Here is a 6,441-nt window from a genome sequence, read left to right as displayed (position 1 = left end):
CCGAGAGGCGGAGTGCCGCGTGCAGGATTCGCGGACGGTCGCCGATGTGGCGGATCAGGTCACGGCGTCAGGAGCGCCGGCGGGGTCGACGTGGTGGCCACTGCGCAAGGGGCGGGACCGGCGTGGACGTCGCGTCCACCGTTCCCGTGCGGTTCCCGTCGACAATCCAGAGATCGGTTCTGGTCGATGTCTGTCAGCGCACATACGGGTGCGGCGCCCATCGGCGACCAGTGGACCAGTTCTCGTTCATCAGACACGACTCCCCTCGTGTCATCCGCCGACCACTGATCCATCGGAAACAAATGCGAATCAGCGGAGCGGCGGAAGCAATCCCAAAGAAACCCCCGAGTCACCGAAGTGACCGAGCGCAGGTTAACCAGGCGCACAACCTGCGTGGATCCACCAAACAGTCCAATTTGTGGTCATCCGAAATTCAACAACGACTACGCGCTCACGTGCGCAACCATACCGAGGTGATCACGTGCCGCAGCCGCCCCAACACTGGCTGTGAACGGGCCGATTATCCCATTTTTCGCACCGAGGGGCGCTCATTACCTCCGGAATAAGCAGAATTGACTTCCCGGCAAACGGAATCAATCGACCGGCCGTCGATCACGCACCTGGCGGTCTCGTTGCTGCCGAGTGGAGCACCGGGCCGGGGTGATCATCTCGGTAGCATCTTTCATCGCGGTGGCCGGGACCATTCGTGCGGCCCGATGTCGGCAACGCGGTGCCACCGCGCCCATGCAGCGGAAACGGAGCGGCTACCGGTGTCGACGGCGCAGGGCGTGATTCCGGGTGGAACGACGCGGACCGGCGGGGCCGTGCCGGTGGCGCGAGGGCCGGTGGCGGTGGTCGTCGTGCTGTACGCGGCTTTGCTGCTGCCCTTCGCCGGGCGGTACGGACTCACGGCCGACGAGCTCTACTTCCGCTTGCTGGGCGACACACCGCGCTGGGGTTACTTCGACCAGCCACCGCTCACGCCGTTGCTCGCGAAGGCAGGTGCGGCGCTGTTCGGCGACACCGCGTGGGGCGTGCGGACGCCGGCCCTGCTGTGCGGCACGGCGGTGGTCGTGCTGGCGGCGCTGATCGCCGCGGAACTGGGCGGCACACAGCGCGCGCAGGTGCTCGCGGCGGCTGCGGCGGGCACGTCGGTCTCCGTGCTCGTCTCGGCGCACTTCCTGCTGACAAACAGCCCGGACCTCGTTGCCTGGTGCGCGGTGACGTTGTTCGCGCTGCGCGCGTTGCTGCGTGGCGACGGCCGGTGGTGGCTGGCCGCGGGTGCGGCGTGCGGGGTGGCGACGTACGCGAAGTACGTGGTTCTGCTGCTGCCGTTGACGTTGCTGGTCGCACTGCTGCTCGTGGGGCCGCGCCGGGAGCTGCGCGGCCGGTGGTTGTGGGCCGGTGCTGGGCTGACATTGCTGATCGCCGCGCCGAACGTGGGCTACCAGGCGGTCAACGGCTGGCCGCAGCTCGTCATGGCGCGGTCGCTGGCCGAGGGCTCCTGGGACGACGGCACGCTGTTCGCGCTCGACGTGGCGCTCCTCGTCGGACCGGCCGTGGCGCCGATCCTGGTGGCGGGCCTGGTGGGCCTGCTGCGGCGCGCGGACTGGCGTCCGGCGCGTGCCCTCGCGGTGGCCTACTTCCTGGGAACGGCACTGGTGCTCGTCGTCGCGCCGAGCGGCATCGACTACACCGAGGGCTATCTGGTGCCCCTGGTGGCGGCCGGGTGCGTGGTCGCGGACCGGTGGCTGAGCCGGGGTCGCGTGCGGTGGGCTGTGGCGGTGTCGGTGCTGACGCTGTTCGCCGTGGCGCAGGTCGTGCTGGTCCTGCCGGTGTGGCCGGAGCACCAGGCCACCCGGTTCACCCTCACGAGCCTGACGGCCGAGACCGTCGGCTGGCCGCGACTGGTCGAGCAGGTCGCCGACGCCCACGCCGCCCTGCCCGCCGACGAACGGGCGCGTGCCGTGGTGCTGACGCGCAACTTCGGCGAAGCCGGTACGCTGCACTGGATTCGCACCGGTCACCCGCTCCCGGCGGTCTACAGTGGACACAACGAGCTCTACTTCCGCGGGCCACCACCGGACAGCGCGGACGTGGTGGTCGCGGTGGGTGTGGACGAGGAGCGGCTGGCGCGGGACTTCCGCTCGTGCTCGGTGGTGGCGCGCGTCGGCAACGGACACGGGCTGGAGACCGTGGAACAGGGCCGGGCGGTCTCGGTGTGCCGCGGTCCGCGCGCGCCGTGGGCCGAGCTGTGGCCCGGATACCGGTTCGTGGGGCCGTACTGACCAGTCCGCCGTGCGTTGACGAACGCCACGCCGGGAGTCAGCTGCCGCACACCCGGTCCACCGGCCGGAGCGGGGTGTTCGGTGCCGTGGCTTGGGCGAGCAGGGTCAGCGTGGTGTGCGACGGTGAACCGGCCGCCGCGGTGGCGACCACGACGGACGGGCCCGGTCCGGTGCTCAGGGTCTGCTGCGTGACGGTCAGCGGGCCGACCAGCGGATGCCTCATCGTGTGCTCGGCGGTGGTGCACGTCCGGACGCGGTGGTCGGCCCACATCGAGGCGAACTCGGTGCTGGTCGCGCTGAGCTGTCCCACGAGCTCGTGCAGGGCGGCGTCGTCGGGGTGCTGTCCCGCCATCAGGCGCAGGTTGCCGACCACCGCCCTGGCCTTGCCCGGCCAGTCCGCGTAGAGCTCGCGGGTGTGCGGGTCGAGGAACACCAACCGGGCCATGTTGGGGCGGCATGGAGCCTGTACCGCGTGGAAGTCGAGGTGACCGGCGAACAGCGCGTGTCCCAGGCCGTTCCAGGCGAGCACGTCGCTGCGGCGGCCGAGCACGATCGCGGGGACGTTCGCCAGCGCGTCGAGCAGCTGGGCGGTCGCCTCGCTGACGCGTTCCGGCGCCGGCCTGCGGGGTCGACTGGCCTGTCTCGCCGGTCTGGCCAGTGCGTGCAGGTGCTGGCGTTCGGCGTCGTCGAGCCGCAGGGCGCCGGCGAGCGCGTCGAGGACCTCGGGTGAGGCGCTCGGCGAATGCCCCTGTTCCAGCCGGGTGTAGTAGGAGCTGCTCACGCCGGCGAGCCGCGCCAGTTCCTCCCGTCGCAGGCCGGGGACGCGGCGCCGGTCGCCGTAGGTCGGCACGCCGACGTCCTCGGGACGCAGCTGCGAGCGCCGCGTCCTGAGGAAGTCCCCCAGCCGTGCAGTTCCGCTCATGCGTCCGAGTATGTGCCGGTTCCGGGAGCGTTACCTCTCCCAGGCAGGGATATGCACGGCCAGGGATATGCACGGCCAGGGATGTGCATGGCCAGGGATGTGCAGGGCCGGCGTCCTCCGCTCATTCGCCCGTTGGGAGGGTGACCACGACTACTCCGCCGGGGTGGAATGAACCGGCATGGTGGCCAACGGAGGTGTGGCATGCGCAAGCGGCTCGTGGTGTCGTTGCTGGGGCTGGTCCTCCTCGCCGGTGGCGCGCCCGCGGTGGCCGAACCGCAGGCCGTGCCGGGGATCGACCACCGGGTTCCCGATGACCAGCCGCTGCCCGGCCACACCGTCGACAACCCGCCGCTGGCACCGGAGGTGGTCGACGGCCGGCCGACGAGGGTGTTGCAGGGCATCCACCGGCACTCGGCCTACACCGTCGAGGTGCCCGCGAGGTGGAACGGCCGGCTGGCCATGTGGGCGCACGGCTACCGCGGCACCGGCACGGTGCTCACGGTCGACCCGCCGGCCTTCGGCCTGCGCACCAGGATGCTCGCCCAGGGCTACGCCTGGGCCGCGTCCTCCTACTACACCAACGGCTACGACGTCCGCGCCGGTGTCACGGCGACGCGTGACCTGGCCGAGCACTTCGGCCGCCTGGTCGCCAAGCCCAGGCAGGTCCTCATCGCCGGGGTGTCGATGGGCGGGCACGTCATCGGCCGGTCGCTGGAGCAGTACCCCGGCTTCTACGACGGCGCGCTGCCGATGTGCGGCGTGCTCGGTGACCACGAGCTGTTCGACTTCTTCCTCGACTACCAGCTGACGGCGCAGGCGCTCTCCGGGATCGGCTCCTACCCGGTGCCCGCCGACTACCTGACCGCGGTCGTCCCGCGCATCCAGGACGCGCTCGGGCTGAGCACCCTCGTCCCCGGCGGCCCGGACACCGTGACCGGCCGCGGTGCCCAGTTCCGCTCGGTCGTGGTCGACCGCAGCGGCGGCCCACGCCCCGGTGCGACACCCGCTTTCGCGTACTGGAAGGACTTCCTGTTCGGTCTCGCGACGCCACCGGCCGACGACGCCCCGCTCGCGCTGGACCCCGGACGGCTGGCCACCAACCTCGGCACGCGCTACCGGCCGAACTCACCGGTCGACCTCGACCGCGAGGTGCAGCGGGTGGCGCCACGCGACTGGCGCACCCGCCTGTCCCCCGCGCTCACCGAGGTGCCGCGGATCGCCGGCCGGCCGGGCGTTCCGGTGCTGTCCCTGCACGGGCTGGGCGACCTCTTCGTCCCGTTCTCGATGGAGCAGGACTACCGCGCCGACGCCGCCCGCACCGGTCAGTCGGGGTGGCTGGTGCAGCGGGCGGTCCGCACGGTGGCCCACTGCGAGTTCTCACCGGCCGAGGCGGGTGCGGCGTGGAACGACCTCGTGGCGTGGACCGAGCACGGGAAGAAGCCCGCCGGTGACGTGATCGGCGACCGTGCTGCCGTGGCGGCACCCGACTTCGGCTGCCGGTTCACCGACCGCGCCGCTTACAGCGGTCCGGGCACCCGGCGGTTGTTCGCGCCCTGCCCGTGACCGTCAGCGCCGCAACGCGTCGGACTGGTCCCGGGCCCACTCGGCGAACCGGGTGAGCGGCAGACCGAGCCGCACGGCGAACTCAGGACGGCCGGCCATGCCGGTCTCGTTCATCCGGTCGTGGTCGGCGCCCATCTCCGGCATCCCGGCGGCGCGCGCCTGCTCGACCGTCATGTCCGGTGCGGACAGTCCGGTGCCGAGCACCTCGGAGAGGACGGCGGCGATCTCGGCCATGGACAGGTGGTCGCCCGCGAGCTCCAGCTCGACGCGGTCGAACCGGTCCGGCTCCGCGACGGCGGCCGCCACCGCCGTGCCGATGTCGCGCACCGCGACCAGGGACAGCCGGGTGGTGGGCTTCAGCACGCTCACCAGCCCGCCCTCGACGCCGCGCGGGAACAGGAAACCGGCCGAGGGCAGGAAGTTCTCCATGAAGAAGCCGGGCTTGAGCAACGTCCAGCGGTCGAACCCGGCCGTGCGGACCCGGTCGGCGATCGCGGCCTTGGCGTTCATGGACGCGCTCCAGGTCGGGTAGCGCTCGTCCGCGGTGTGCTGACCCGCGCCGTCGACGGTCGTCTGGATGAACTGCGGCACGCCCTGTTCCAGCGCGGCTTCCATGAGGTTGACAGCCTGGGCGACCTCGCCGTCGAAGTCGAAGCCGGTCCCGGTGAACGGCGGCATCTGCACGGAGAACACCGCGCGGACGCCCTTCGCGGCGCGGTCCAGCGACCCGCGGTCGGTCAGGTCGCCGGCGACGAGCTCGACGCCCAGGGCCTGGGCACGTTCGGCGTCCGGGTCGCGGACCAACGCGCGCACCGGGACGCCTGCCGCGCTCAGCGCGCGAACGGCCGCGCCACCCTGCTTGCCGGTCGCTCCTGTCACCAGCACTGGTGCGGACATGTCTCTCCTCAACAGCGGAAACGTAAACGGCGGGGCCCGCCGTTTATCCGTTCGCTACGATATGGCGGACCCCGCCACTTAGCAAGCACGAGGTTGACATGGCCGATCGCCAGCGTGCCGACGCCCGCCGCAACCACGAGCGGATCCTCGCCGTGGCCGAGCAGGAGGTCGCCGAGCACGGCGCCGCCGCGTCGCTCGAACAGATCGCCCGCGTCGCCGGCGTGGGATCGGCGACCGTGCGCCGCCACTTCCCCACCCGGCACGCGCTGCTGGAAGCCGTGTCCCGGCACCGGATCGAGGCGCTGTGCGAGCGGGCGCGCGAGCTGGCCGGGACGGGCGACAGCAGGGCGGTGCTGCTCGCGTGGCTGACCGAGGTGGTCACGTACTGCGTTGCCGCGAAAGGACTTGCCACCGCCCTGGCCTACGAGGGCGACCCGGTGCACCAGAACTCCTGCGCCACGGCGCTTGAGGAGGCGGCGCTGCCGTTGCTGCACCGGGCAGTGCGGGACGGTGCGGTGGCGGCGGACGTCACGGTCGTCGAGCTGATCACGTTGATCGTCGGGATCGTGACGGTCACCGAGCACCACCAGGACCCGGCCGCCGCGGCAGACCGGCTGTTCGCGCTGGCCGTGGCGGGGATCAGCCCGGTCCGCTGACCGGCTCCGCCGGTCCCACCAGGTGAGCGCTCACACGGTTCGATCGGAGCGCGAGGTACCGTCCGTCGCTAGTGGCCCCGGCACCCGCCGCCGGGGTCTGCTTGCTGAGCAGGGA

At 71.8% G+C, this 6,441-nt stretch carries 5 protein-coding genes; 3 read left to right on the top strand and 2 right to left on the bottom strand.

Annotated features, from left to right (window positions below; all coding sequences use genetic code 11):
• The first annotated feature begins 770 nt into the window (after window positions 1-770).
• A complete protein-coding gene (locus ADL03_RS21025; protein ID WP_053735217.1) occupies window positions 771-2,288 on the top strand; it encodes a glycosyltransferase family 39 protein in 1,518 nt (505 codons plus the stop codon).
• A 37-nt stretch (window positions 2,289-2,325) separates the two neighbouring features.
• Here ADL03_RS21025 and ADL03_RS21020 read toward each other — a convergent pair whose 3' ends face one another.
• Window positions 2,326-3,210: a helix-turn-helix transcriptional regulator gene (locus tag ADL03_RS21020; RefSeq protein WP_053735216.1), complete on the bottom strand. Its 885-nt coding sequence runs from the start codon at window positions 3,208-3,210 to the stop codon at window positions 2,326-2,328.
• Between the two features lie 201 nt (window positions 3,211-3,411).
• Between ADL03_RS21020 and ADL03_RS21015 the strand changes: the two genes are divergently transcribed.
• Window positions 3,412-4,773: a hypothetical protein gene (locus ADL03_RS21015; protein ID WP_053735215.1), complete on the top strand. Its 1,362-nt coding sequence runs from the start codon at window positions 3,412-3,414 to the stop codon at window positions 4,771-4,773.
• Window positions 4,774-4,776: 3 nt separating this feature from the next.
• Here the strand turns inward: ADL03_RS21015 and ADL03_RS21010 are convergent, their stop codons facing one another.
• The gene (locus ADL03_RS21010; RefSeq protein WP_053735214.1) at window positions 4,777-5,670 is read right to left on the bottom strand and encodes an NmrA/HSCARG family protein; all 894 of its coding nucleotides are present in this window, start codon (window positions 5,668-5,670) and stop codon (window positions 4,777-4,779) included.
• Between the two features lie 98 nt (window positions 5,671-5,768).
• Here ADL03_RS21010 and ADL03_RS21005 point away from each other — a divergent pair, with 98 nt between their 5' ends.
• Window positions 5,769-6,326 carry a TetR/AcrR family transcriptional regulator gene (locus tag ADL03_RS21005; protein ID WP_053735213.1) on the top strand — a complete coding sequence of 186 codons (558 nt, stop codon included), beginning with the start codon at window positions 5,769-5,771 and terminating at the stop codon, window positions 6,324-6,326.
• The last annotated feature ends 115 nt before the right edge of the window (window positions 6,327-6,441 follow it).

This window comes from Nocardia sp. NRRL S-836 (assembly GCF_001279525.1).
GTDB lineage: Bacteria > Actinomycetota > Actinomycetes > Mycobacteriales > Pseudonocardiaceae > Lentzea.
Note: the sequence above shows the minus strand (reverse complement) of the source record. Positions and strands in the feature narration are given on the sequence as shown.

Excerpts from the sequence above, each read along its gene's own strand:
- ADL03_RS21020 (WP_053735216.1), bottom strand. The coding sequence starts at position 3,210 with ATGAGCGGAACTGCACGGCTGGGGGACTTCCTCAGGACGCGGCGCTCG.
- ADL03_RS21015 (WP_053735215.1), top strand. The coding sequence starts at position 3,412 with ATGCGCAAGCGGCTCGTGGTGTCGTTGCTGGGGCTGGTCCTCCTCGCC.
- ADL03_RS21010 (WP_053735214.1), bottom strand. The coding sequence starts at position 5,670 with ATGTCCGCACCAGTGCTGGTGACAGGAGCGACCGGCAAGCAGGGTGGC.
- ADL03_RS21005 (WP_053735213.1), top strand. The coding sequence starts at position 5,769 with ATGGCCGATCGCCAGCGTGCCGACGCCCGCCGCAACCACGAGCGGATC.